At 67.7% G+C, this 25,398-nt stretch carries 24 protein-coding genes and 1 tRNA gene; 13 read left to right on the forward strand and 12 right to left on the reverse strand.

Annotated elements, in window-relative coordinates:
• Positions 1-52: 52 nt before the first annotated feature.
• Together ASF51_RS08625 and ASF51_RS08630 are read right to left on the reverse strand one after the other, a co-directional pair.
• Positions 53-1,837 carry a helicase-associated domain-containing protein gene (locus ASF51_RS08625; protein WP_055927484.1) on the reverse strand — a complete coding sequence of 595 codons (1,785 nt, stop codon included), beginning with the start codon at positions 1,835-1,837 and terminating at the stop codon, positions 53-55.
• Positions 1,834-2,103, reverse strand: a complete 270-nt coding sequence (locus ASF51_RS08630) for a hypothetical protein (protein ID WP_055927487.1) — start codon at positions 2,101-2,103, stop codon at positions 1,834-1,836. The genes ASF51_RS08625 and ASF51_RS08630 overlap by 4 nt, the downstream gene beginning before the upstream one ends.
• Before the next feature lie 93 nt (positions 2,104-2,196).
• Here ASF51_RS08630 and ASF51_RS08635 point away from each other — a divergent pair, with 93 nt between their 5' ends.
• Both ASF51_RS08635 and ASF51_RS08640 read left to right on the forward strand, forming a co-directional pair.
• Positions 2,197-2,577 (forward strand): cold-shock protein, encoded by a 381-nt coding sequence (locus ASF51_RS08635; RefSeq protein WP_055927490.1) that lies wholly within the window; start codon positions 2,197-2,199, stop codon positions 2,575-2,577.
• A 6-nt stretch (positions 2,578-2,583) separates the two neighbouring features.
• Positions 2,584-3,321 carry a DUF3027 domain-containing protein gene (locus ASF51_RS08640; protein ID WP_055927493.1) on the forward strand — a complete coding sequence of 246 codons (738 nt, stop codon included), beginning with the start codon at positions 2,584-2,586 and terminating at the stop codon, positions 3,319-3,321.
• A gap of 511 nt (positions 3,322-3,832) precedes the next feature.
• Here ASF51_RS08640 and serC read toward each other — a convergent pair.
• Positions 3,833-4,945: a phosphoserine transaminase gene (gene serC / locus ASF51_RS08645; RefSeq protein WP_055927496.1), complete on the reverse strand. Its 1,113-nt coding sequence runs from the start codon at positions 4,943-4,945 to the stop codon at positions 3,833-3,835.
• Positions 4,946-5,033: 88 nt separating this feature from the next.
• Here serC and ASF51_RS08650 point away from each other — a divergent pair, with 88 nt between their 5' ends.
• From ASF51_RS08650 to ASF51_RS08670, 5 genes are all read left to right on the forward strand, one after another.
• Complete coding sequence (locus ASF51_RS08650; protein WP_055927500.1) at positions 5,034-5,726, forward strand: metal-dependent transcriptional regulator; 693 nt, start codon at positions 5,034-5,036, stop codon at positions 5,724-5,726.
• Between the two features lie 230 nt (positions 5,727-5,956).
• The gene (locus ASF51_RS08655) at positions 5,957-7,720 is read left to right on the forward strand and encodes a hypothetical protein (protein ID WP_055927502.1); all 1,764 of its coding nucleotides are present in this window, start codon (positions 5,957-5,959) and stop codon (positions 7,718-7,720) included.
• Positions 7,721-7,957: 237 nt separating this feature from the next.
• Positions 7,958-8,917 carry a C40 family peptidase gene (locus ASF51_RS08660; RefSeq protein WP_055927505.1) on the forward strand — a complete coding sequence of 320 codons (960 nt, stop codon included), beginning with the start codon at positions 7,958-7,960 and terminating at the stop codon, positions 8,915-8,917.
• A gap of 347 nt (positions 8,918-9,264) precedes the next feature.
• Positions 9,265-9,762: an HNH endonuclease gene (locus ASF51_RS08665; protein ID WP_055927508.1), complete on the forward strand. Its 498-nt coding sequence runs from the start codon at positions 9,265-9,267 to the stop codon at positions 9,760-9,762.
• A 195-nt stretch (positions 9,763-9,957) separates the two neighbouring features.
• Positions 9,958-10,032: transfer RNA gene (locus ASF51_RS08670), tRNA-Arg, on the forward strand.
• A gap of 29 nt (positions 10,033-10,061) precedes the next feature.
• Here ASF51_RS08670 and ASF51_RS08675 read toward each other — a convergent pair.
• The 6 genes from ASF51_RS08675 to ASF51_RS08700 all read right to left on the reverse strand — a co-directional run bounded on the left by ASF51_RS08675 (position 10,062) and on the right by ASF51_RS08700 (position 13,977).
• Positions 10,062-10,841 carry a dienelactone hydrolase family protein gene (locus ASF51_RS08675; RefSeq protein ID WP_055927510.1) on the reverse strand — a complete coding sequence of 260 codons (780 nt, stop codon included), beginning with the start codon at positions 10,839-10,841 and terminating at the stop codon, positions 10,062-10,064.
• Between the two features lie 89 nt (positions 10,842-10,930).
• Positions 10,931-11,500 (reverse strand): peroxidase-related enzyme, encoded by a 570-nt coding sequence (locus ASF51_RS08680; protein WP_055927513.1) that lies wholly within the window; start codon positions 11,498-11,500, stop codon positions 10,931-10,933.
• A 49-nt stretch (positions 11,501-11,549) separates the two neighbouring features.
• Complete coding sequence (locus ASF51_RS08685; RefSeq protein ID WP_055927518.1) at positions 11,550-11,846, reverse strand: DUF1801 domain-containing protein; 297 nt, start codon at positions 11,844-11,846, stop codon at positions 11,550-11,552.
• A gap of 163 nt (positions 11,847-12,009) precedes the next feature.
• The gene (locus ASF51_RS08690; RefSeq protein ID WP_157412059.1) at positions 12,010-12,702 is read right to left on the reverse strand and encodes a hypothetical protein; all 693 of its coding nucleotides are present in this window, start codon (positions 12,700-12,702) and stop codon (positions 12,010-12,012) included.
• Between the two features lie 128 nt (positions 12,703-12,830).
• Positions 12,831-13,415 (reverse strand): RNA polymerase sigma factor, encoded by a 585-nt coding sequence (locus ASF51_RS08695; RefSeq protein WP_055927524.1) that lies wholly within the window; start codon positions 13,413-13,415, stop codon positions 12,831-12,833.
• 124 nt (positions 13,416-13,539) lie between these two features.
• Positions 13,540-13,977, reverse strand: a complete 438-nt coding sequence (locus tag ASF51_RS08700) for a DUF1801 domain-containing protein (RefSeq protein WP_055927527.1) — start codon at positions 13,975-13,977, stop codon at positions 13,540-13,542.
• 143 nt (positions 13,978-14,120) lie between these two features.
• Here ASF51_RS08700 and ASF51_RS08705 point away from each other — a divergent pair, with 143 nt between their 5' ends.
• The gene (locus ASF51_RS08705; protein ID WP_055927530.1) at positions 14,121-14,501 is read left to right on the forward strand and encodes an iron chaperone; all 381 of its coding nucleotides are present in this window, start codon (positions 14,121-14,123) and stop codon (positions 14,499-14,501) included.
• Here the strand turns inward: ASF51_RS08705 and ASF51_RS08710 are convergent.
• The gene (locus ASF51_RS08710) at positions 14,498-14,848 is read right to left on the reverse strand and encodes a hypothetical protein (RefSeq protein ID WP_157412060.1); all 351 of its coding nucleotides are present in this window, start codon (positions 14,846-14,848) and stop codon (positions 14,498-14,500) included. The genes ASF51_RS08705 and ASF51_RS08710 overlap by 4 nt on opposite strands.
• Before the next feature lie 195 nt (positions 14,849-15,043).
• Between ASF51_RS08710 and ASF51_RS08715 the strand changes: the two genes are divergently transcribed.
• From ASF51_RS08715 to ASF51_RS08735, 5 genes are all read left to right on the forward strand, one after another.
• Positions 15,044-17,281 (forward strand): glycoside hydrolase domain-containing protein, encoded by a 2,238-nt coding sequence (locus tag ASF51_RS08715; RefSeq protein WP_055927536.1) that lies wholly within the window; start codon positions 15,044-15,046, stop codon positions 17,279-17,281.
• Positions 17,278-18,564 carry a glycosyltransferase gene (locus ASF51_RS08720; protein WP_055927539.1) on the forward strand — a complete coding sequence of 429 codons (1,287 nt, stop codon included), beginning with the start codon at positions 17,278-17,280 and terminating at the stop codon, positions 18,562-18,564. The genes ASF51_RS08715 and ASF51_RS08720 overlap by 4 nt, the downstream gene beginning before the upstream one ends.
• Positions 18,565-18,588: 24 nt before the next feature.
• On the forward strand, positions 18,589-19,620 hold the full coding sequence (locus ASF51_RS08725; RefSeq protein ID WP_162236935.1) for an acyltransferase family protein: 1,032 nt from the start codon (positions 18,589-18,591) through the stop codon (positions 19,618-19,620).
• 94 nt (positions 19,621-19,714) lie between these two features.
• A complete protein-coding gene (locus ASF51_RS08730; protein WP_157412061.1) occupies positions 19,715-20,005 on the forward strand; it encodes a DUF4190 domain-containing protein in 291 nt (96 codons plus the stop codon).
• Positions 20,006-20,153: 148 nt separating this feature from the next.
• The gene (locus tag ASF51_RS08735) at positions 20,154-20,783 is read left to right on the forward strand and encodes a DUF6630 family protein (protein WP_055927547.1); all 630 of its coding nucleotides are present in this window, start codon (positions 20,154-20,156) and stop codon (positions 20,781-20,783) included.
• Between the two features lie 3 nt (positions 20,784-20,786).
• Here the strand turns inward: ASF51_RS08735 and ASF51_RS08740 are convergent, their stop codons facing one another.
• Together ASF51_RS08740 and cofG are read right to left on the reverse strand one after the other, a co-directional pair.
• Positions 20,787-22,781 (reverse strand): NAD(P)/FAD-dependent oxidoreductase, encoded by a 1,995-nt coding sequence (locus tag ASF51_RS08740; RefSeq protein WP_235497172.1) that lies wholly within the window; start codon positions 22,779-22,781, stop codon positions 20,787-20,789.
• Complete coding sequence (gene cofG / locus ASF51_RS08745) at positions 22,778-25,243, reverse strand: 7,8-didemethyl-8-hydroxy-5-deazariboflavin synthase CofG (RefSeq protein ID WP_157412062.1); 2,466 nt, start codon at positions 25,241-25,243, stop codon at positions 22,778-22,780. Before cofG ends, ASF51_RS08740 begins: the two co-directional genes overlap by 4 nt.
• Positions 25,244-25,398: the final 155 nt, after the last annotated feature.

The following is a 25,398-nucleotide window of genomic DNA, read 5'->3' on the forward strand; positions in this document are numbered from 1 at the left end:
GATCCTACCCGCTGAACGGGGTGTCACGCCCGTGGCGGCGGGGGCTTGCGCGTTACGGCGCTGGTGCGACGGCGGTGATGTTGCGCAGGGGAAGGGTGCGCTCGACTCCCGCCTTCTCGTCGATCGCCCGCAGTCGACCCGCAGCAAGCGACAGCGGGGTCACGAGGAACACCGTGGTCTTGTCGTCGGGCATGCCCACGCTCACCGCGAGGGGGCTCTTGGCCTTGATGGCGACGTCGAGCTGGCGCGCGATCCACGCCTCGGGCGCATCGCCGGCCGCGTGCGCGGACTCGCGCAGACGTGCGACGAGGTCGACGAAGGGGGTGGGGGTCGGCGCGGCCTTGCGTGGTGCGGTGCGCGTGCGAACAGGGGCGAAGGTGGCGCCGGATGCCCGCTCCGCCACGACGGGGTAGCGCGCGTCGGAGATCATCCAGAACATCGTGTCGAACGGGAACCGGCTGGTGAGGCGGTCTGCGCCATCGTGCTCGAGCCCGAGCGAGGCGAGGCCGTGGTCGACGGCGAGCGTGCTGAGCAGCGAATCGTCGTCGCTGCGCACATAGCTCGCGATGCCGCGTGCCTCGTCGTCGGGGCTGCCCGCTCCCACCCGCAGTCGGCCGTAGCGGGAGCTGGCCTCGGTGACGAGGTACTCCACGGGCTGGGGAACACCGGTGAGCGAGACGGAACGGAAGAACGAGAGGATGCCCTCGGCGGTCTCTCCCTCGGCCAGGGCGCGGGTCACGCTAGCGGCCGAGATGCGATACGTGGATGCGAGGCCGCGGCCCTCGATGTCGGCCAGCGTTCTCAGCCGCACGTCGACATCCGGAGTCAGCGGACCGGGCGCGATGACCGTGAGGTCGTGCTGCAGGTACACATTGGAGACCTCTGCGGGCAGGAGTGCCGCGGCCACGCTCGACAGCGGCTCCGTGGTGTTGTCGAGCAGGGCCCGTGCGGCGGCACCGGGATAGCCGTTCGCGGTGATGCCCAGGTATTCGGCGCTGTCGAGCACGAAGGCCACGCGACCGCGGAGGGCGTCTCCGCCTGCCGGATAGAGGTAGGCGATGGTGCGCTGCGCGTCTGCGCCCCACGGTCGGCGGCTGCGCGAGCGCAGAACCCCTCCGATGTCGTCGGCGAGGGCGTCGAGCCACGAGGTCGCCAGGGCGACCCATCGATCGGCAGACCCCTTCAGGAGCCAGGGGAGCGCCTCTTCGGTCGTCGACCAGAGAAGGTCGTCGAGCGTCACGAGGCCGGCGCGGCGGGCGATGCGCAGAAGCGCGTCGAGGTCGTTGGGCGCGATGGCGAGCGAGGCCAGGAGCCGCTTGGCGTCGGGTGCGGCCACGCCGCCCTTGGCCAGTTCGCGCACGGGCATCGTGCGCAGTTCGTGGATGAGCTCCGCGATGCCGGCGGTCGCCGTGAACGCGCGCTCCGCGGCCATCCGGTCGCTCGTGTCGCGCTGCTGGGCACGGTCGGTGTCGGCAGGCGGGGGCTCGGTGGCGAGCTGCTCGGGCGACGGAAGACCGCGGTCTGGCCACGATTCGACAACCCGGGTGACGGCATCCAGAGCGTGCCCCGGCGTCTCGCCGTCGGTGAGGAAGAGGCGCGCTGCCGGCTCGAGGTCTGCCGGGTCGGTGTCGGGCGATGGATGTGCGAGGGCCGCGAGGGTGCGGCGGGGCAGGGCGGCGAGCGCCGCGTCGATCGACGCGGGGTCGAGGAGCCTGTCGGCGAGGTCGAAGAAGTCCTTGATGCCGCGGGCGTCGTGCAGCCTCAGCGAGGCGAGCGCGACCAGATGGTCGTCGTCCAGGAGCTGGAGTCGACCGGCGAGAGCGAGAGTGTCGCTCATCGAGGCTTCGGTGCCTCCTTGGCGCGGCGGCGGAGATTCGTGAAGAGCAGCACGAGGATCAGCACGAGGCCGATGGGAAGGCCGATCAGGGGGAAGATCACCACAGCCGGCCAGACGCCCTGCGACAGTGCCTCGCCGCGCACTCCTGCGAGGGAGGCGATGAGGAACGCCGCGAAGCAGAGCAGCGACGCCCCGATGATGCCGGCGATCATGTACGCGAGGATGCGCTCGCTTGAGCGAACCGGCGGTGTCTGCTTGTCTGTCACAGCTCCAAGGATACGGTCTCAGCGCGGGGCCGTTAGGCTATCGTGTGCCCGCTAGCCACTTAGCGAGCCGAATTCACACAAGGAGATCCGCGAATGCCTACCGGCAAGGTCAAGTTCTACGACGACGAGAAGGGCTTCGGCTTCATCAGTTCCGATGACGGCTCAGAGGTCTTCCTGCATGCGTCAGCCCTGCCCGCAGGTACGACGGTCAAGGCCGGCACCAAGCTCGAGTTCGGCATCGCCGACGGCAAGCGCGGCGCTCAGGCCCTCTCGGTGCGCGTGCTCGAAGCCCCGCCCAGCCTCGTGAAGCTCAGCCGCAAGCCGGCCGACGACATGTCGATCATCGTCGAAGACCTCGTGAAGGTGCTCGACGGAATCGGCACGAACCTCAAGCGGGGTCGTTACCCCGACACGGCGCACAGCCGCAAGATCGCTGCGCTGCTGCGCAAGGTCGCCGACGAATTGGACGCGTAGACACCGGTGCAGCACTCCGATCCGACCCCTGACGGCTCGTCCGACGCAGAGGTCGAGCCCGAGACCGAGACTGTCGAAGCCGACACCGTCGAGGCGTCTGTGCAGTTCGAGGCAGACCCCGTGCTGCTCGCCGCTGTCGATCAGGCGCGCGCTGCGCTGCTCGAGATCACGCCCGCGTCGACCATCGGCGCGGTCGTGGGGCACACCACCCACGACGAGCACGTGCTCAGCCTGCATTTCGCCTCGCTGATGCCCGGGTACCCCGACTGGCACTGGACGGCGACGCTCTCGCGCATCGACGGCGAGAGCGAGCCCAACGTGCTCGAGACCGAGTTGCTTCCCGGCGAGGGCGCTGTGCTCTCTCCGGAGTGGACCCCGTGGTCTGAACGGCTCGAGGACTACAAGCTTGCCCAGGACGCGGCCGCGCTCGCGGAGGACGACGATGATGAGGACTTCGACGACGAAGCAGATGTCGACTCCGACGACGAGGACATCGACGACGAGCTCGACCTCGACGACCACATCCTCGACGACGACATTCTCGACGACGCCGTGCACGAGCATGCCGAGGCTGCCGTTCTCGACGCGTCGGTTCTCGTTCGCGGCGACGACGCGCCTCGCGAGGCCTCGCCCGAGCAGACCGTCGACGTCGACGAAGAGGGCCTCACGGTCGTCGAGCTCGACGACTCCGAGCCCCGCTCGAGTGTCTACTACGACGAAGACGCGCCAGAAGACCTCCGCTGAGAAGCGCCTGTCCGCTCCCAGAGCCTGTCGAAGGGCTCCGCGTTCCGTTCCCTGAGCCTGTCGAAGGGCTCCGCGTTCCGTTCCCTGAGCCTGTCGAAGGGCCACTTCCGGCGAGACCGAACTGAAACGGGAGGAAATCTGACAATCCGACGCGCTATTTGCGACGGAAGTGCAGATCTCCTCCCGTTCTGTGCGTTCAGAACGGCGCCGGTCGAGTAGCGGAGGCCGCCCGCGGCCGCAGCGTATCGAGACCATCGGATGCGGGTCTCGATACGGCCGCGGGCGGTCTACTCGACCAACGAGGGGGTAGGCACGCCGAAACGGGCGGAGATCTGACAATCCGACGCGCTATTAGCGTCGGATGTGCGAATCTCCGCCCGTTCTCTGCGTTCAGAGCTGCGCCGGTCGAGTAGCGGAGGCCGCCCGCGGCCGGAGCGTATCGAGACCATCGGATGCGGGTCTCGATACGGCCGCGGGCGGCTTACTCGACCAGCGTCGGGGCGCGCGAGCGCTAGAGGTTCTCGACCACGTACTCGATCGACGAGATGAGCGCGCGCACGTCGGACGGCTCGATCGCCACGAAGGTGGCCACGCGCAGCTGGTTGCGACCGAGCTTGCGGTAGGGCTCCGTGTCGACGATGCCGTTGGCGCGCAGAACCTTGGCGATGGCGGCCGCGTCGATCGAGTCGTCGAAGTCGATCGTGACGACCACCTGCGAGCGGTGCTCGGGGTTGGCCACGAACGGGCTGGCGTAGTCGACGCCCTCGGCCCAGTCGTACAGTGCCGACGACGACTCCGTAGTGCGCGCCGAGGCCCAGGCGAGCCCGCCGTTGCCGTTGATCCACTCGATCTGGTTGTCGAGCATCACGAGCGTGGCGATGGCGGGAGTGTTGAGGGTCTGGTTGAGTCGCGAGTTGTCGACGGCGTTCTTGATGCTGAGGAACTCGGGGATGTACCGCCCCGACGCGGCGATGCGCTCGACCCGCTCGAGGGCGGCGGGGGAGAAGAGTCCGAACCAGAGGCCGCCGTCTGACGCGAAGTTCTTCTGCGGAGCGAAGTAGTACACGTCGGTCTCGGCCGCGTCGAACTGGATGCCGCCGGCCGCGCTGGTCGCGTCGACCACCGTGAGCGCGCCCGCGTCGCCGTGAACCCGCTTCACGGGAGCCATCACGCCGGTGCTGGTCTCGTTGTGGGGCCAGGCGTAGACATCCACGCCTTCGACGACCTCGATCTCGCTACGCGACCCACCCGCGGCGTTGATCACGTGCGGTGTCTCGAGCCACGGAGCCTTGGCGGCACCGGCGAACTTGGAGCCGAACTCGCCGAAGGTGAGGTGCTCGCTGCGCTTCTCGATGAGACCGAATGCGGCCGCATCCCAGAAGGCGGTCGAGCCGCCGTTGCCGAGCACGACCTCATAGCCCTCGGGCAGCGAGAAGAGGTTCGAGAGCCCGTCGCGAACCGATCCCACGAGGTTCTTGACCGGTGCCTGGCGGTGAGACGTTCCCAGAAGAGAGGCGCCGCGGGTGGCGAGGTCGACGAGCTGCTCGGGCCGCACCTTCGACGGTCCGCAGCCGAAACGGCCGTCGGTGGGCAGAAGGGCGCTGGGAATTGTCAGTTCAGGCATGGGGTTAAGTCTAGTGAGCCGAGCCTTACCCACCGTTCTCAAACGTTATGGTGGAGGCGTACGTGCGCAACTTCCTAAGGAGTGATCGTTGGCCGATCTCATTGACACCACGGAGATGTATCTCCGCACGATCCTCGAACTGGAGGAGGAGAACATCATTCCGCTGCGCGCTCGGATCTCGGAGCGCCTCGGCCACTCCGGCCCCACCGTCTCTCAGACGGTCGGCCGCATGGAGCGCGACGGCCTCGTTGTGGTCTCCGGCGATCGTCACCTCGAGCTCACCGGCATCGGCCGCACCAAGGCCGTTCACGTGATGCGCAAGCACCGCCTCGCCGAGCGCCTGCTCAGCGACGTCATCGGGCTCGACTGGGAGTACGTGCACGAAGAGGCATGCCGCTGGGAGCATGTCATGAGCGAGCAGGTCGAACGCCGCATCATCGAGATGCTCGATCACCCCACCGAGTCTCCCTACGGCAACCCCATTCCCGGCCTCGACGAGTTCGGCGACGCGGCAGCGGTGCCGTTCACCCGCGGCGTGGTCAATCTGCTCAGCCTCGTTCACGGTGCCGTGGGCCCGCAGACCAAGACCATCCGCCGCCTCGGCGAGCCGGCACAGGTCGACCCCGAGCTTCTGCTGCAGCTCAAGCAGTTCGGCGTCGTTCCCGGCAACAAGGCCGCGTTCTCGCAGGTCGGCTCGTACATCCTCGTCGAGGTCGAGGGCTTCCCCGAGGGACTCGAACTGCCCAACGAGGTCGCGGGTCACATCTTCGTCGGCATCTGACCGAAGGGCGCGCATTCTGTCTGCGCGCTGGTCGCGGCCTGACAGCTGGCCGGGCCAGAGTGACAGATGAGGGAGATTCGCATACCCTCGAACAGTTCCCCCGCTCGTTCGGGCGGCGGAGCGCCGGATCAGGATGCGCCTCCGACTGTCTCCTGCACTACCCGGTCCCGTTCTGCGCCCAGACGGTCGGACATGTCTGCCATTGATGGCGTCGAAGGATCTCAAGCCCCGTGGTCGAACCCGCTGAATCGCACAAGAGCGTCGAGCATCCTCGACGACGACGCGATTCACGCACGGCCCCGCCCGCCGCTCCGCTGAGCCGCCGCCAACTGCGCGATCGGGAACAGGCCGAAGCCGAGGCGGAGGCGCAGCACCGCGCCGGCGCAGCCCAGGCCTCAGCCGGGCTGAGTCGACGCGAGCGGCGCGAGCGCGAGCTCGACGAGCGCTACTCCGAGCGGCCCGCCGTCGTCGATGGGGGTCCGGATGCCGCGGCCCAGCCAGGCGCGCCCGTCGCGCCGGAGCCCGTGGTCGAGCCGATTCCGGCTGTCGAGCCGGACCCGCGGGCTGAGGTCGATACGGTTCCCGAGCCCGACCCGGAGCCTGTGGTCGACCCGGTTCCCGTCGTCGAGCCGGAGCCTGTGCTGGAGCCGGCGATAGAGTCGGAGCCCGAGCCCGACCCGGAGCCCGTTGTCGTCGAGACTGCGCCGCCGAAGACCGAGCCTGCCGCCGACGCCCCGATCTCTCGTCGTGGACGCCGCGCCCGCGCCGGTGCCCCCATCGACGTCGACCCGACGGTGACGCCCGAGCCGTCCGCCGAGACGACGCCGGAGCCGGCGTCCGAGCCAGCCGCTGAGGCAACGGCCGAGCCCTCCGTAGAGACAACGGCCGAGCAGACTCCCGAGCCCGCCGTCGACGAGCGGATGCTCGCGGTCGCCAATCTCGAGACGGTGCCTCTCGAGATCGAACTGGTGGCGCAGCATCCGGTGGTCGAGGGCGAGACCGCCGAGCACATCGCCGCGGAGACGGTGCTGAGCGCCGAGGTCGACTTCGCCGAACCCCACGTGGCACCCGAGCCGTTCTCGGCGCTGGCCACGTCTGGAGCCGATGAGGCACCACGGCCGGTGCCCATCGCCTCGCCGCGCGTGAGACGCTCCGTGCCCGTCGCCGAGCTCATGTCGTCGTCGAGCGGAACGTTCGTGTCGCACGCCCGCTCGCAGCCGATCAAGCGCCGCGTTCTAGCCGGCTTCGTGATGATGATCGCCGCTCTGTTCGTGGTGTCGCTGTCGATCCCATCGCTGGGCTTCGCGACCCCCTCCGACTTCCAAGCGGTGCAGGGCGTCGGCGACGTCACCGACAGCCAGAACCTCTCCGTGGGAGAGGGGCCGGCGCTCAACGCGGTTCGCGACGACTTCTACGCGGAGGGTGCCCCCGGCTCCCTCTATTCCACGACGAACAGCTACGTGTCGAAGGAATCGCAGAAGCTCGCCCAGGAGCTGATGGCGGCCGTCGCGACCGGCAGGCTCAAGGGGTCGGTGCCCGATCACATCCCCGAGATCCAGGCCCTGGCCGACGGCGTGGTGAAGCCCGACTGCGGGATCGACCTGCGCATCCTGCAGGTGATGGTGATCGCCGTGCGCTCGTTCAACACCGTGGCGGTGAGCGACATCAACCGCAAGTGCACGGGCCAGATCGAGGGCGGCGGTACGAGCTCGTCGCACTACACCAACGGTGGCGGGCATGCCGTGGACTTCTACCTGATCAACGGAGCCTCCGTTCCGGGCGCCGACGCGAACACGGTGAAGTTCGCCGAGATCCTCGATCCGATCATGCCGCCCGGCTCGAACCTGGGCCAGGGAGAGTGCCGGTCGTCGGCCGGAATCTCGTTGAATCTGCAGAACTTCAGGGAGTTCAGCGACTCGTGCACCCACATGCATATCGATGTGGGAAACGCGACCGAGGGGCTCAACGTGAACCTCGACACCGACTTCAAGTAGCCGTTTCTGCTGAGGTTCATTCATCTTTCCCGTTACCGATTCGTTAAAAATGTCTTCTGGAAGGTGACAAAACGGTAACGCTCCCGTACCATCGGACGAGTCCAGACGGCCAGATCGCGGCCTTGGACGGCGCCGAGACACCTCTTTCCCCCGTCTCTCGGTGAGCGTGACCCGCAGACAATTCAGTGGGACGGGGCGGCACCCTAGATGCTGCGAGAGGTGCCGGAGGTATAGATCTTGACCGAACTTCGTGAGCCGCTGGACGCCCCGAACGACCAGCAGAACCCGAACACCTCGATCGACACCCCTGCCGGTGTGAGCCACACGGCTGCCGCGCCAGGATCGCGCCGCGAGCGTCGCGAGTCGGAGTCAGACATCGTTCCGTCTGTGCCGCGACCCACCACCGTGGTGACCCGCTCGGCGACGTCGGTGATCGCGGCGCCCCGCGCATCCGCACCCGTCGCCAAGGCGACCGTGCAGACCGCCCCGCCGCGCCGCCTGAAGATGCCGACCCGCCGCAACGTCGCAGGCGGAGTCGTCATGACCTTCGCCCTGGGTCTCATCGCGACGATGGCCCTTCCTGCCTACGCGTTCGGCAACGGCACCGCGGGTTTCGACGCGAACAACTCCGCCGACCTGGCCGGGGCCGCGCAGAGCATCACGGTCGACGACACCGCTGCCGCGCTGGCCGTCAGCCGCGACGCCTACACCGCTCCTACGCGTGAAGAACTGCAGGCAGCGCGCGACGCCGCCGCAGCCGCGGTCGCCGCCACCGAAGCCAGCACCGCCGCAGCCTCGGCTGCCTCCGCCGAAGCACCCGCCGCCGGCACCTTCGCCGTGAACCCGCCCTCGGGCGCCTACAGCGGCCAGGCCGTCGTCGACTACGCCGAGCAGTTCGTCGGCGTCGTTCCCTACAGCGCCGGCGCCACACCCGAGGCCGGTTTCGGATGCGACGGGCTCACCCAGTACGTGTTCGGCCAGTTCGGCATCTACCTGCCGCGCATCGTCGGAAACCAGGCGGCCATGGGCATCCGCGTCTCGCCCGAAGACGCCCAGCCGGGCGACCTCGTGGTGTGGCCGATGTACCACATCGGCATCTACGACGGTGCCGGCGGAGTGATCGACTCGCCCGACTGGGGCCGTATGGTCGAGCACCGTGCACTGTGGGGCAGCTACTACTTCGTGCGCATCGTCTAGACAGAATCGTCGCTGGCCGGTTTGTGAACAATCGGTTACAGCTCACCCGAACGGCGTGCCACGAATTTGTGGTACGCCGTTCGTGGGTTAGCCTTACTGCAATTATTCGAGCCTTTAGAGGAGACCTCGTGATATCTGGCAGGAGCATCCGCACCACGGGTTGCCGCCTGCTGAGTGTCAGGAGGCACACGAGTGGACGTTGTCTGAGCCGGGTTCGGCTCAGTTAGGGTGCTGTCATTTCGACGGTGCCCTTTTTTTGTGTCCATTTGCTCTTGTAATCGCTTGAAAATCGATGGGTGACACATCGGGTCCCTGCAAGCCGTGCAGGGCAATTCGAAAGGGCAACAATGCGAACACTTGTTTTGAACGCGGGATACGAGCCACTCGGAGTGGTCTCGTTCAAGCGCGCCATCGTTCTCGTGATGAACGAGAAGGCGACCATCATCGAGAGCGATGTCGAGCATCCGGTCTGGGCCACCTCTGGCCTGTTCGACCGGCCGAGCGTGATCATCCTCACCCGCTACGTGCGCATCCCGTCGACCAGGCTCATGCCCGTGTCGCGCAGGGGAGTGCTGCGCCGCGACGGCATGCGCTGCCTGTACTGCGGGGGAGCGGCCACGACCATCGACCACGTGCAGCCCAAGTCGCGCGGAGGCAAGGACACGTGGGAGAACCTCGTGGCCTGCTGCCTGCGCTGCAACAACATCAAGAGCGACCGCACTCCGGCCGAGATGGGCTGGACTCTGCGGGCCACGCCCAAGATGCCGCACCAGTCGGGCTGGACGGTCCGCGGAGCGGAGCGCGCCGAGCCGGCCTGGGAGGGCTACATCGAGAGCGCGGCGTAGCCGCCGCCGCTCCCTGAGCCCGCCCCCCGTTCCCTGAGCTTGTCGAAGGGCTCGCGTCGCCATCGAACGGCTTCGCCGTGCCGTATTACGGGGCTGCTTCGCCGCGGGCACTTTTGATGCGCCGGTCGAGTAGGTCGCTCAGCGACCGTATCGAGACCACCCGCCCTTCCCTCTAAGCTAAACTCCTAAAGGCCAGCCTCTGTAGCTCAATGGAAGAGCAATTCCGTCCTAAGGAACAGGTTGGGGGTTCGAGTCCCTCCAGGGGCACCAGCTCAGCCTCAAGCCCGTGCCGGGCCAGCTCAGGCGAGTATCTCTTCGAAGAACGCTTCCATCGCCCTCCAGCTGCGGGCGTCTGCTTTCGGCCTGTAGCTCGGGAGCATCGGTTGGGTGAATGCGTGCGGGGCTCCGCTGTAGCTCACGATCTGCCAGTCCAGTTCTGGCGCAGTGCGCAGTTCATTCTCGAAGGCGACGACGGCCTCGTCTGGTACGACCGGGTCGTCGGCGCCGGTGAGCACGAGCAGGGGCGCGCGGAGGTTCGCGACATCCGCGGGCTCATGGGTGATGAGTCCCCCGTGGAAGGAGACCGCGCCCGCGATAGGCGCTCCCGTGCGCGCGAACTCGAGGGTGGCCGACCCGCCGAAGCAGTAGCCGATCACCGCGATGCGGTCGGGGTCGACTCGGGAATCCGAGCGCAGGCGATCGAAGCCCGCTTGGACCCGGGCGCGAAGCAGCTGCTTGTCGGCGTAGAACGTGCCGGCCACGGCGGGTGCCTCATCACCCTGGGGGCGCACTCCGGCTCCGTAGATGTCGGCGGCGAAAGCCACATACCCGAGGCGGGCAAGCATGTGGGCCCGGGCGTGCACGTATTCCCCCTCCCCGAACCAGTCGTGGATGACGAGCACTCCAGGCTGCGGTCCGGCGGCGGAGGAGTCCCAGGCGAGGTAACCCTCGAGGGAGGAACCATCGTGTTTGTATGAGATGCGCTCCGACTGGATCGAACTGCCGTCACGGAGAGGGACGCTCTTGATCAGGGCCTCGTGTTGGGGGCTGAAGGCTGGGGTCGGGTCGATAGTCGTCATGAGGCCGATCTTCTCTCTGATTGATCTTGTCGGACGTACAGGTGGCTGACGTTCTCCAGTTCAACATGGTCACCCCTCGCACGCGAGAGCTACAGCGTGTCGACCAGCGCCGAGCGAAGCGGCTCGCTGAGCCCTGACGGAACATCCACCTCGACGCCGAGCGCGTGAAGCGCGCGGCTGTAGTAGTTGCGGGCCGCAGCCGCGAGGGCGATGTCGACGATCTCGCGGTCGGTGAAGCCGTATTCGCGCAGGGTCGTGCTGTCGGCATCCGTCATCGCGGCCGAGTCGGTGCTGAGCTTCTCGGCGAAATCCATCATCGCGACCTCTGCGGCCGACAGACCGGCGTCGTGATAGTCGCGGGCGATGCGGACGAGCTCGTCTTCGGAGATGTACTGCAGGGACTTCTTTCCGTGCGCGAGGCGGCAGGCCTTCGAGCGCAGCGCCCCCGCGGCCGCGAGCGTGATCAGTTCGTAGCGCCGCTTGTCCATGGGGCGCGCGATAGCGCCGATGAGGTTCTCCCAGGCGCGATAGGCCTCGGGGTTGGTTGCCATCACCCGCGTATGGCTGGGCACGTAGCCCATGTCTGCAATGTCCTCCGCATAGATCTCTGCGACCTCGCCGGTCGCCTCGCCCGGTTCAGGCGTCACGATGATGCTCATGCCGACATCGTGCCACCGACTCAGCGCGACATCTACCGCCAATCCAGTCTTAGCCAGCAGCACGCACGATGAGGTCGGCGATCTTCTTCTCCACCGCGGCCGTCACCGAGATCACCGCGAACGACGTCGGCCATATCTCCCCGTCGTCGAGCGCCGCGTCCTCGCTGAAGCCCAACGTGCAGTACCGCGTCTTGAACTTCGCGGCGCTCTCCACGAACAGGATGACCTTGCCCTCCTTGTTCGCGTAGGCGGGCTGGCTGTACCAGGTCTTCGGAGTCAGCTGGGGCGCGTGTTCCGCGACCAGTTCGTGGATGCGGCCCGCGATAGCGGCATCCGATTCGGGCATCTGGATCGAGCGGCGCTACCTGCGCCGCCGGCGTTGTCCTGGACGCCGGCGGTTTATTCCGTCAGCAGTCGCTCAGCGAACAGACTCTCGTTTGCTGCATCCCATCGCCCAGAAACATTGTGGCGCGCCGCTGGTCAGGCGAGGGTGAGCGGTGCATTGGCGGTCACGCTGGGCAGCGCTCGGAGGGCACGGTCTTGACGCTGTTGTTTTCGTACGGAATGAGGGACTCGTTGGCGATCTGTATCACCCCCACGGTGTCGTTGATGATGGCGAAGACGATCCACCCACCGTTGCCGTCGGAGAGACCGTAGTAGGAGTTTTCGTCGCCCTGATACATCCCTGTCTTCTCAATGCCGGGGTAGGTCGACAGCAGTTCTTCCTTCGTCGAATCGATGCCGATGCCTTCGGCTGTCTTCGGGGTGGTCGCTCGATCGTCGATGACGGGCGAACCGCCATCGCCGAACGTGATCGCCGCCGTCGTGTTTGGCCGGTCCGGTGATCCGATGAAGCGAATGGCGAATCCGGTTGGAGCCTGGAGATCCACATTGAAACCGACGCACACCGTGTCGGTGAAGTCTGTGAAGGCGGGAAGCGTCTGTTGTTGTTCTTCGAACGAGGAACCGAGCTTGACCGGGCCGACCCCATCAAAACCGATGACCCAGGTGCTGGGATCGTTGAGGTCGATCGTGGGCGCCGCTGGGGTTGGAGGCGTTGTCGGTATGGGAGTAGGGGTGGCGGGGGCCGGCGTAGGAGTCTGGCTCGGGGTCGGAGTGACGCTGGCTACAGGGCTCGGGTCGAGGATGCCCGTGCTCAACGCATAGACGACTCCGCTCGAGATGCCGAGCGCCAGCACCACCAACGTGGCGACTCCGGCTACTCGCATGCCGCGACCGCGTCGGGATCTCGATGTCGACGTTCGCGCGGATGTGACGATGAGATCGCGGATCGCACTCTTGCGCCGCGGGTCGAAAGTCGGTTCGTTGTTCATCGCTCGCCTCCCATCGAAGTCAAATCTGGTTGTCGCAAAAGTTCGCTGAGTCGCACCTTTGCGCGGGAAAGGCGGGACTTCACCGTTCCCGGGGCTATGCCGAGCGCCTCGGCTGCCTCGGCGGTGCTGAGCTCCTCGAGGAGGCACAGCGTGAGGACGTCCTGGTCTCGGCGTGGAAGCTGAGCTAGTGCCTCTCGGAGAGCGACCCGGCGGGCATCCAGATCGAGCCGCTCGTCTGTCGCTTCCGCGTGATCGGGGGTGTCCTCGGGCAGCGGGAGATGTTCGAGAGCAACGCGATAACGCCGCGAAGAGCGGGCAAAGTTGCGGAACACATAGTTGGTCGTCACCAGCAGCCAGGCAATCGTCGACCCGTCTGTGACCCGCATTGAGGTTCTGCGGCGCCATGACTCGAGAAACACGACGGCGGTGATGTCTTCGGCATCGTGCACTGATGCGGTCAGGCGCAATGCATGCCGGAAGACTCGATCGTGATGCAAATCAAAAAGCAACCCGAACGCGTCTGCGTCGCCCGCATTGACGCGCTCGAGAACGCGCCACTCCTCGATTTCATTTGCGCCCATATACCTATAGTGTCCGCTCGGGTCGCAGCGGTTCCCAATGCAGGCTTTTCGGCGTCAATCCATTCAGGAGATGTCGTCAGAGGTTCTCGGAGCCGCTGCCTCTGGCGCCGCCTGTGGGCATGATCTACCTGCCAGACGCCCGCACGATCAACTCCGTGATCGCATTCTCGACGCTGGGCGTCACCGCGGTCACCGCGAATGACGTCGGCCATATCTCTCCGTCGTCGAGCGCCGCGTCCTCGCTGAAGCCCAGTGTGCAGTACCGCGTCTTGAACTTCGCGGCGCTCTGTACGAACAGGATGACCTTGCCTTCTTTGTTCGCGTAGGCGGGCTGGCTGTACCAGGTCTTGGGTGTGAGCTGCGGCGCGTGTTCCGCGACCAGTTCGTGGATACGACCCGCGATAGCGGCATCCGATTCGGGCATCTCGGCGATCGCCTTCGCCACGGCCTTCTCGCCCGTCTCGCGGTTCTTGCCCGCCTTGGCCTCTTCCCGCAGTTCTTTCGCGCGATCCTTGACCGCGTCGCGTTCTTCTTTCGACAGTCCTTCGGCAGCTGCGGCCATGGTGGTCTCCTTCGGTCATACATGAACGGGGGCGCCGCGGCGTATGCGGCGTCGACTTCAGACTAGGGATGCCCGCCAGCCACGCGCTTCTCCGATCCTGACCGATCTTGATCGGCGAGCCGCACCGTGCGACCCTGAGGCGCATGACAGAGAAGTTCACCTCGGTCGACGAGTACATCGACTCGTTCCCCGCCGAGCGGCAGCAGATCCTGCGCGAGATCAGGCGCACGCTGCTCGAGGCGGTGCCTGGTGGCGAAGAGAAGTACCGCTACGACATGCCCGCCGTGATGCTCGGCGGCCGCTACGGACTGCACTACGCTGCCTGGAAGAAGTTCATCGGCCTCTATCCGATCGCGAGACTCGACGACGGCGAGTCGACCGAGCACGACGCCCTCGAAGCAGAGATAGCGCCGTTCCGCGCCGGCAAAGACTCCGTCAACTTTCCGTACTCGAAACCCATCCCGTACGACCTCATCGGGCGGGTGGCCGCGGCGCTCGCGCAGCGGCACGCGGAAGGCGGCTAAGAGGCGACAGTCGCGAGGCCGCGGGCCACGGCGAGCACCACGATCGGCGTCGCCGCCCACAGAACGATCGTCGCAATGGCCAGGACCTTGCGTGGTTCGCGCTTTACCAGCGACGTGATGGCGAAACCGAGTCCGATCGTGCTCACCGGAATCGCGATGAATCCTGCCGCGATCGGGAACACGAGCGACTCGTTCACGCCCATGTCGCTGGGGAGCACGTCGTAGAAAGTGATGCCGAGAATGACTCCGACGATGAACAGAGCAACGGCTCCGGCCCACAGCCAAAAGCCCACGAGGGCTCGTCGTGAGGTGACGGGCATGGCCATGGGATGCGGTGCGAAAGTCATGCGGGTCTGCTCCTGATCTCAGCGGGCCCGATCGAACAGCCTCGTCCCGAGTATCGCAGAAGGCGCATCCGGCGCCCCGCGCAACCCAACGCACACCACCGTTGGCCCTGCGTTCATCTCGTCGCTCCGGCTGGTTCACCATTCGGATGCCGCCGGCTCTTAGCGTCACATCATGAATCGACGGCCGGCACTCGCATGATCGGGCACGTCGACCCCTTCATCGGGTCGGAGCCCACCGCCCTGACCCCGCAGACCGGACTCGCCGCGACCTGGTGGTGGCCGAAGCCCCAGATCGGCAACACGCATCCGGGCGCCACCTACCCGCTCGGCATGGTCTCGGCCTGCGCCTATTCCGGCGCCTATCCGACCGGCTACGGCCGCTACGACCTGAGTCTCGAGGGCGTTCCCTCGACCCTGCACGAGAAGCCCACGGCATCCGGATTCACGCACTTTCAGCAGTCGGGCACCGGCGCCATTCGCAAGTACTACAACTACTTCCGCGTCACGCCCATGGTCGAGCCACTGGATGCGTTGGGCCGGCTGTGGGATCTCACGGACGAGACCGCAGAACCCGGCTTCTACTCCGCCACGCTCGACTCCGGTGTGCGAGCAGAACTGACCGTCGGACCGAAGAGCGCCGTGCACCGGTACACGTTCCCCGACGACCCGCGGGCGCGTGTGGTGATCGACTTCTCGCTCGGCGGGCTGTCGATTCCCTATGGCGCGACCATCCCGTTGCGCGCCCACCTCGAGACCCTCGAGCCGGGCGTCGCGCAGGGCGAGATCGTGGTCGAGGGCACGCCGATCGCCGTGTACATCGAGTGCGACACCCCGCAGTGGCGGCAGATGCTGTTCTACGACCGCCGCCTGATGCCGGGCGGCAAGCGGCTCGACTTCGACCACATCCGGCCCACGACCCTGAGGCCGTTCGGGCTCATGTGGGCGGGGCCGTCGAAGGCGGGCGAGACCATCGAGCTGCGCATCGGGTTCTCGCTGCGCGGAGTGGAGCAGGCCCGGCGCAACCTGCGAGACGACTGCGGCGACGGGCCAGCCCGGTTCGATCCGCGGCGGGAGAAGACGAAGCGCACGTGGCGCAAGCAGCTCAAGTCGGTCGCCGTCAAGACGAGCTCAGCCGAGCGGCAGACCGTGTTCTCGACGGCGCTCTACCACTCGCTGATCAAGCCCTGCCTGGCCCCGTCGGAGAGCCCCTTCTGGCCCAGCGACGGACCCTTCGCGTTCGACATCAGCACCATGTGGGACATCTACCGCACGCAGCTTCCACTGCTCACCGCACTCATGCCCGAGCGCGCCGTCGAACTGGCCAATGCTCTGCTCACTATCTGCGAGGAGGAGGGCAACTTTCCCATCGGCTACCGCATGGCCCGGGGGAGCGACCGCTTCTCGCGGCAGGGCAGCGCGCTCGCGCACACCTTCCTCGCCGATCTGTGCCAGCTCGGACTGCCCGGCATCGACTGGGAATGGGCGCTCGTGCACATGTCCGACGACCTGCGCCGCACCTACGGCGAGGAATTCCTGCTGCACGGCGAGGCGCATCCGATCAGCCACACCCTCGACCTCGCCTTCGGGTACTGGGCCACGGCGAAGGTCGCACGCCGGGTGGGCGACACGGCGCTCGCGGAGCAGTTCGAGGCGCTCGCCGAACGCTGGGTGAACGCCTTCGACCCGTCGAGCGGGTTGCTGAAGGACTCCACGTACTACGAGGGCAGTCGCTACAACTACTCGTTCCGGCTGCTGCACGACATGGCCTCGCGCATCGAGCTCAGCGGCGGGGCCGACGCCTTCGTCACACAGCTCGACGAGTTCTTCGGCTTCGGCGCTCCCGCCGTGACGCAGCCGGGCAACAAGCCCGGCGTCGTCGAGATGCTCGCCGGCTACGAGCTCGGACGTTTCGAGGGCCTCAACAACGAGCCCGACATGGAGGCTCCCTGGGCGTACCACTACGCCGGGCGCCCCGACCGCACCGCCGAGATCGTGCACAACGTTTTGCTGCAGCAGTTCGGAACCGGCCGCGGCGGCCTGCCCGGCAACGACGACTCCGGCGGGCTCAGCTCGTGGAACGTCTGGGCCTCGCTCGGCCTGTTCCCCGTCGCAGGCCAGAACGTCGTTCTCGTGAACGCGCCGCTCTTCGCGAGCGCGACCATCGCTGTGGGCGACGAGAGCTTCCGCATCCGCACCCGCAATTTCGTCGAACCCGTGCATGGCGGCCCGGTGCAGTACGTGCAGTCGATGCAGCTGAACGGCGCCCCGCTCGACCGCAGCTGGATCAGCGGATCCGAGCTGCATCGCGGCGGCGAGCTGCTGGTCGACCTCGGCCCCGAACCCAGCGACTGGGCCACGACGAAACTTCCTCCATCGCGTCCCGGCCCGGTACGCGAACCCTCCATTTCACCAATCCAGGGAGTACAGCCATGACCACCATCGACAACCGTCTCGTGATCATCGTGCGAGCCGATCCGGTCATCTGCGGCCACTCCGTGGAGGCCCGCAACCTGGCCGAGACCGCCCTCGAGCGTGGCTTCGACGAGGTGCGCATCATCACCTGGCCCATCGACGTGCTCGAGCGCGCGGGTCTGCCGCTCAAGCCGCTCGACTCGGTTCTGCCCTACAGCGACGGCATCATCGTCGAGCGCCCGGAACCGGTCGGCGACTACAAGGTGCCCGATGGCCGCCACCTCGCCGGCATCACCGGACGCCTCGTCGAGCTCTTCACCGACGGCGTTCCCACCGTGTGCCTCTCGCTCTACCTGAGCCCGCACACCATCGCCGCGGCCGACGCCGTTCGCGCCGCGGAAGGAACCGGCCTGCCGGTGAACGTCACCACCATTGCCGAGGCCGTGGGCTCCGACGTCACCAACGTGGTGCGCACCGCCGTGGAGGAGGGCAGGCTCGGCGCCGCGGCCCACATCCTCACGAGCTACCTCAGCCAGGACTACTGCGTTGCCGTCTCGGACTACACCCGCCAGCTCATCATCAGCGAGGCCGAGCGCGTCGACGAACAGCACGGAACCCGCTTCGCCGAGCAGTGCCGCGCCAAGATCCGCGTCTCGTACCCCGCCATCGACGCCGACGCCTACGTCGATCTCGACGACGGACTGCTGAACGAGGTGCTCGCTGCCCGCGGACTCGAGCGCGACGGCTACGTGCTGTTCCTCTCGCGACTCACCCACGCCAAGGGCGTCGAGGAGCTCATCGAGGGCTTCGAGCGGAGCGGCGTGCACCGCGACAAGACCCTGGTCATCGCCGGCCGGGGCCCGCAGGCCGACGCATTCCGCGCGGCCGCCGCGGCATCCGGGGTCTCGTCGCGCATCCGGTTTCTCGATGACGTGGGAGACGCCGAGAAGCCGTACCTGATGAAGGGATGCGCGGCCTTCGTTCTGCCCAGCAAGCCGCGGCCCGAATTCGTCGAGACGTTCGGCATCGCCCTCGCCGAGAAGATGCTCGCCGGAGGCGGCCCGATCATCACGACCCTCACCGGCGGAATCGGCGAGGCGATCGGCGACCACGCGATCGTCGTTCCCGTCGAAGACCCGGATGCGATCGCCCGGGCCCTCGTGCGGGCTCTCGTCGAGACCACGGCCGACGAACGCGAGGAGTGGGCGGCACGCGCCCGCGAGTACGCCCTGCAGTTCGACCGCCGCGTGGTCTTCGACCGCATGTTCGAGCCGGTCGTGCGTCGGGCCGTTCCGGTGAGCTAGCGGGTGGGTGCTCGGCTCGCGTGGGTGGATGCCGCGCGCGGCGTCTGCGTGCTGCTGGTCGTTCTGCTGCACGTGCGCATCTTCGTGTACGCGCCACTGACGCCTGCCACGAACGGCGTCGAGATCTGGACGCAGCTCACCGAGTTCTTCGGGGCGTTCCGGCTTCCCCTGCTGTTCGTGGTGTCGGGGCTCGTCGCCTCGAAGCGCGTGCGCGCCGGATGGAGCGACCGACGCACGCTTCTGCGCGCGGTCTCGCTGTACTGGCTCTACCTCGTGTGGCTCACGGTGTACGCGCTGCTGTCGATCGTCGTGATCTCGCCGGGCATTCCCTTTCGCATCATGACGTTCGGGCACTACGCCGCGCAGCTCGTGGTGCCCGACTCGATGCTGTGGTTCATCTTCGCGCTCGCGGCCTACGTGGTGCTGCTCACCAGTCTTCATCGGGTGCGGCCGGCCGTGATGCTCGCCGTGCTCGCGATCATCTCCGTCGCGACGGGAGCCGCGCCCGTGACGAGGGATGAGGCGCTCTGGCTGCACGTCGTCTACTACGCGGTGTTCTTCGCGGTCGGCGTCTACCTCGCGCCCGCGCTGCGGGCGCTCGCCGCGAACAGAGCGCGCTGGCGCGTGCCCCTGGCCGTCGGCGCATTCATGGCATGCCAGCTGCTGTGGCAGCAGAGCGTCGAGGGCACCGTGCTCGAGAGCGCTCTGCGGCTGCTGCGAGACGGCTCTGCCGTCGTGCTGTCGATCATCGTGATCGCCCTGCTCGTGCGCTGGCAGCCGTTCGCCGCGACGGCCTCGGCGATCGGCAGGCGCACGCTGCCCATCTTCGTGCTGCAGCTGCCGCTGATCTGGCTGCTGTACCTGCTGCCTCCGGTCGAGTGGTCGCTCGGCGTCGCATGGATCCGCCATTTGGCGCCGCTGCTCTTCACGGCGCTGATCGTCGTGGCGAGCCTGGGCATCCACTCGCTGGTGATGCGCGGATCGGGGCGCGTGCTCTTCGGGCTGCCGCAGGCGTGGCGCCGACGAATTCTGCAGAGGGTCGCATCCGAGGCATAGGGCGGGCCCAGCGCCTGCACGTCGCGAACGTACGGTACGGTATGGGCGTTCCGCACGACGATCACGATTCATTTCACCGATGGAGAACTCACCGATGACCACCCCTTCGTACACCCCCGCGCCGGCCGCCTCGAGCAAGAAGACCCTCGCGATCCTGTCGCTCGTCTTCGGCATCGTGAGCATCGTCTTCTGCCTGTTCCTGCCCATCATCTGGATTCTCCTGGCCATCGCCGGCGTGATCCTCGGCTTCATGTCTCGCAAGCGTGAGCCGCAGGCCCGCACCCTGTCCCTCGCCGGAATCATCCTGAGCTTCGTGGGTATCGCCGCGAACATCGTGTCGATGATCATCGGTGCCATGCTCGCGGTCTCGATGATGCAGAGCTGACACTCTCTCTCGTGCGAACGGGCCGAACCCCGCCGAATTGTCGGCGGGGCGCGGCCCGTTCCTGGTTAAAGGGGTATGCGTCGGCAGGCCGTCGGTGTCAGGCTGGTGAGACGTGAGGGCGGCCCGCTCTCACGGGGAGGAGACGACCATGGACTGGAACCCGTTCCGGCGCAGGTCCGATCCCGAACGAGCGCCGCTGCCGTCGTCTGAAAATCGGCCGCAGTCACCCGACGATGCCGTCGCCGCGCGCTGGCGCGAGCTCGCCGCCCTGCTGACTCCGGATGCCGGGCTCGCCGAGGTCGTACTGCTGGCCCACGGCTCGCCCGCCGACTACCTGCGCCTCCACGTCGCTGAGGCCGAGAACCGCGGCCTCGAAGACGACGACGTCGACCCGTGGTTCGCCCTGATCGACTGGCTGATCGAGAACGAGCTCGCGCACGAACTCGACTGGAAGGAGAACGCGGCCGAACTCGCCTGGGGACTCAGCCGCATGAGCGCCGTTCTCTCGAGCGGCGTCGACCTGCAGTCGGTCGACGACCCCGACGCGCACCTCACCTTCGGCATGCTGCGCGCAAACGAGATCCTCGCGCCGGCCGGGCTCGAACTCGTGGTCTTCGATATCGACTCCGACTCCTTTCCCGTCGTGCTCGTCGAGACGTCGACGCGCGATCGCATCGTGGCGCTCGCGGAAGAGCTGGGGCATCGCGTCGATGTGATGACGCTCGAGCGGGCCCGGCACGAGGGCGGACGCGACTACACGGGCGAGATCGAGCTCTGAGGCTCAGACCACCGAATAGTTCTCGGGGTCGAAGCGCGAGAGGCGTCGCTGGAAGGCGTAGGCGAAGTCGGGCCACAGCAGTGTGAGCCGCCCGCTGCGCTCGTCGACGTACCAGCTCTCGCAGCCGCCGGTGAGCCACACCGACGACGCGGCCTTCGCGTCGATCTCGTGGGTGTAGTCGTCTTGAGCCTCGAGAGACACGTCGAGGGCGTCGATGCCCTCCTCGCTGCGATGCTCGAGGGCCGCGAGCACGTAGTCGAGCTGCGCCTCGATCATCACGACGGCCGAGTTGTGGCCGAGGCTCGCATTCGGACCGTCGAGCACGAACATGTTGGGGAAGCCGTGCACGGTCGTCGAGGCGTGCGCCCGCATTCCGGTGTTCCAGGCATCGGCGAGACGGATGCCGTCGGTTCCGAACGTGCGCGCGGCGAACGGCGGGCGGGTCGACTCGAAGCCGGTGGCGAAGACCAGCACGTCGAGCTCGACGCTCCGGCCGTCGGCCGACGTCGCGACGCTGCCCGAGACGGAGCGGAGCGCCGACGGTTCGAGCGTCACGGCGGGGGAGGCGAGCGCCGGGTAGTAGTCGTTCGAGATGATGACGCGCTTGCAACCGATCTCGTAGTCCGGCGTCGCAACGGCTTGCAGTGCGGGATCGGCGAGTTGCGCCTCGAGGTGACCGAGCGCGCGGTCGCGCAGCCGATCGATGTAGCCGGGCAGGCGCATCCGCTCGGCGAATGCCGTCTCGGCGCCCCAGAAGAGGTCGTCGCGCATCGCCGTCTGCGACGCCGGATCGGCCGCGAAGCCGGCCTGCTCGTCGGGCGAGTAGTTCCGGTCGGGCCGCGGCACCACATAGGGCGCGCTGCGCTGGAACACCACCACGCTCGCCGCGGTCTGCGCGAGCCGCGGAATGAGCTGCGCCGCCGACGCTCCCGTGCCGACCACTCCGACGCGCCGACCCTCGAGAGCCACGGAGTCGTCCCACGCCGAGGAGTGCATCACCGGTCCGGGGAACGAGTCGAGTCCGGGCATGTCGGGCATGCGCGCATCCGACAGGCGGCCCGCGGCGACGATCAGCGTGCGGCACACGTAGTCGCCCGCGCCGGTGCGCACTTGCCAGCGACGATCGTCGGCGATCCAGCGCATCTCGAGCACCTCGGAGCCGAGCCGCAGGTGGCGCTCGAGGCCCTCGGTGCGCGCGGCATCGCGCAGGTAGCCATGGATCTCGGGGCCGCTCGCGAAGAAGCCCGACCAGTCGGGCTTGGGCAAGAACGAGAAGGAGTACAGGTGCGAGGGGATGTCGCACGCCACGCCGGGGTACACGTTGTCGCGCCAGGTGCCGCCCACGTCGTCGGCGCGCTCGAGGATCACGAAGGATTCCTCGCCGCGACGCGCCAGCCGGATGCCCGCGCCGAGCCCTGCGAACCCGGCGCCGACGATCACCGTGTCGACCTCGATCGTGCCGTCGAGCGAGGTGCGTGGGGCGGCGTTCCGGATGCATGTGGCAGCGACAGTCGACCGGGCCGTCTCCGGCGCGCGGTCGATTCCGGTGCCATCGATGAACTGTTCGATGAGGCTCAGGATTCGGGCCGGTTGGTCGCGCAGCGTGCGACGGTCGGCGCCGGTGGACAGCATGAGAACGCGCGACGCGTCGATGCCGTTCGCACCCGCGTCGGCGGGCCCGGGATCGATGAGCACGATGCGCCCGACGAGCGAACCGTGGTGGCGTGCCGCTCTGATCGCCTCGAAAGAATGACCACCGATCGCCACGACAGTGGCGTCTCCGACGGTGTCAGCCAGACACTCGTTCCAGTCGATGGCGCGGCGGCCGGCGGGGTCGGGCACACGAATCGAGAGCACGTCGCGGGTGCGCGCCAGCATCGGCCGGAGGAAGTCGAACTCCTCGGTCGCTCCGCCACCCGGCCCGTGCAACAGCACGACGGCGGAACCCGACGTAGCGCTCGTAGCCCTCGCCGTGCGCGCCTCGTCGTGCAGAGTCATCGCCCGGCGGGCTCGAGCAGACTGCGCCGCTCTGAGATCGGCAGCTGCAGCCTCGAGGCAGGCGGCGCGTCGGCCCGGCGCGCGAACGCCAGCTGCTCGGTCGTCGGGGATCCGTAGCCTGTGGTGCGCTGACGTACACCGCGCCCGATCTCGGCGGCCGTGCGCTCGAGGTCGGCGATCGTGAGCGAGCGGTGCGCCTCGGCTCCTGCTTCGGGCCTGGCCGTTCCGTCGAGCAGCAGCCCGCCGAGGTCGTCGGCGCCGCCGCTCAGCACCGACTGGCTCTCGGCGAGTCCCAGCTTCGTCCACGCCGCCTGCACGTGGTCGATGCGGCCGTGCAGCATCAGTCGCGCCACGGCGTGCACCGCGCGTGACTGTCGTGCGTCCGGACCGGGCCCGGCGACCCGCGCGACCTGCGCCGGGGCATCCAGTCGCACGTAGGGCATCGGAATGAACTCGGTGAAGCCGCCGGTCTCGTCGTGCAGGCGCGCGAGCGATCGCAGGTGGGCGAGCTGCTGCCCGGGCGTCTCGACATGGCCGTAGATCATGGTCGCCGTCGAACGCAGGCCCGCGCGATGCGCGGCCGTCATCGCGGCGATCCACTGGGACGCGGGCGGGTCGCCGCCCTCGCTGAGGATGCGCCGCACGTCGTCGTCGAGGATGCGCGCACCCGTGCCCGGCACGCTGTCGACCCCGGCGTCGCGGAGCGCAGACAGGTACTCGTCGAGCGGCAGCCCGAGGCGCCGGGCCCCGTCGGCGATCTCGGTCGGACGGTAGGCGTGCAGGTGCAGGCCCGGCTGGCGCGACCGGATGGCACGCACGATGTCGAGATATGCCGTGGCCGGCATGTGGGCGGGCACCGCGCCCTGGATGCACAGCTCTGTCGCTCCGAGCGCCGACGCCTCGTCGGCGAGATCGCCGATCTGGTCGAGGGTCAGGCTGTTCACCGTGTCGACTCCGTAGAGCGAGGAGTCGATGTTGCGGTTGATCACGAAGGTCACGTCGTCGCCGACTGTGTCGTGCCGGATGTCGTCGGCCAGGGAGGCGAGCGCGTCGAGTTCTTCGCCGCTCGCCTGGAGGAGGTCGAGGTAGTGGGCGTCGGAGAGGGCCGCGGGGGTGGTCGAGGCGGCGAGGAGGGCTGGGCCCATCGACGGGCTCAGGGAACGACTGCTCAGGGAACGGGGGCCCTTCGACAGGCTCAGGGAACGACGGGGCCACGGGCGGCCGACGACGGGAGCGTCTTCCTGGGCGAGTCCGTTCGGCGCGGCCAGCGCCTCGACGTGGGGGCGGATGCGGACGTCGATCCACTGATCGGGGTCGCCGATGAACTGCGGATGCGCGGTGAGCCGCTCGCGCAGCTCGAATCCGGCGTCTCGCGTGAGCGCGGCGAGGGTGTCGAGCTCCGGCCAAGGGCGTTCCGGGTTCACGTGATCGGCGGTGAGCGGGCTCACTCCGCCCCAGTCGTCGATGCCGGCGCGCAGCAGAAGGCCGAGCTCGTGCGCGTCGGTGAGGTTCGGCGGCGCCTGGATCGTGGCATGCGGCCCCATCACGACGCGGGCGACGGCCACGGCCGCGACGTACTCCTGCAGGGCCAGGTCGACCTCGTTCTGCATCGCCGTGCGCGGCTTGGCGCGGAAGTTCTGAACGATCGTCTCCTGGATGTGACCGTGCCGCTCGTGCGAGGCGCGGATCTCGAAGAGCGCCTCGGCGCGTTCGGCGTTGTTCTCGCCGATGCCGAGCAGCACACCCGTGGTGAACGGAACCTTCGATCGGCCGGCGTCGTCGAGCACGCGCAGGCGCAGCGCCGGGTCCTTGTCGGGGGAGCCGTAGTGCACGCCGCCCTTCTCCGACCAGAGCCTGGTCGCGGTGGTCTCGAGCATCATGCCCATGGAGGGGGCGACGGGCCGAAGCGCCTGCAGCTCGCTCCACGACATCACACCGGGATTCAGGTGCGGCAGCAGCCCCGTCTCCTCGAGCACGAGAATCGCCATGGCCCTGATGTAGTCGATTGTCGACGAATAGCCGTGGGCATCCAGCCATTCGCGCGCGACCGGCCAGCGGTTCTCGGGGCGGTCGCCCAGGGTGAACAGCGCCTCCTTGCAGCCGAGGGCCGCGCCCGCCCTGGCCACCTCGAGGATCTCGTCCGGCGACATGTAGATGGGCTTGCCCTTGGTGGCGAGCTTGTTGGGCGTCTCGACGAAGATGCAGTAGTGGCACCTGTCCTGGCAGAGGTGCGTGACCGGAATGAACACCTTCTTCGAGTAGGTGATGACGCCCGTGCGGCCGGAAGCGTCGAGACCCTCGTCGCGCAGCCGTGACGACACGGCGAGCAGCCGGTCGAGCTCGCCGCCGCGGGCCGAGAAGAGCAGCTCGGCGTCGGCCTGCGTGACCGTGTCGCCGCGCTCGACGCGCCCCAGCGCATCCTGGATCTCGTGCACGTCAGGAACGGAGGAGTCGTCGATCATCGGCATCTTTCGTCGCGGGGGGAGTGATGGCTGGTACTCGACAGAGGACCGTTGAGCCCAAATCCAGGCCCGCGTGCTGATTGCGTTCCACTATACGCGCGGCTCGATTTCGGATGCCCCGCTCGGACCGTCATGCGGCGTCACGGAATTTATCG

It is taken from the genome of Agreia sp. Leaf283, assembly GCF_001422485.1.
GTDB lineage: Bacteria > Actinomycetota > Actinomycetes > Actinomycetales > Microbacteriaceae > Agreia.